Annotated in this window: 1 protein-coding gene; it reads left to right on the top strand. The window is 44.5% G+C overall.

The features are described from left to right. Positions 1-265 (top strand): hypothetical protein (locus tag ACFINS_RS11105; RefSeq protein ID WP_375706302.1); only part of this gene is annotated, 265 nt, incomplete at both ends.

Here is a 265-nt window from a genome sequence, read left to right as displayed (position 1 = left end):
AGAGCACCGCACCAAATTCCCATCATTCATACCAAAGTCGTTAACCCTGTACACAATAACTCTCGAGAATTTGATGACGCCCCTTTGCGCATGATCACTAACCCACTGCTCAAACCACGCGCAACTTTGCTTTTATCTCATGGTTTTTATTCCATAATGTTGACGGCCAATGGTTCCGGTTACAGCCGTTGGCACGATTATGCAATTACCCGCTTTATTCCTGATCCTACAGAAGATCAACAAGGCACTTTATTCTTCCTCCGTA

This window comes from Bartonella sp. AA2SXKL (assembly GCF_042197205.1).
GTDB lineage: Bacteria > Pseudomonadota > Alphaproteobacteria > Rhizobiales > Rhizobiaceae > Bartonella.
Note: the sequence above shows the minus strand (reverse complement) of the source record. Positions and strands in the feature narration are given on the sequence as shown.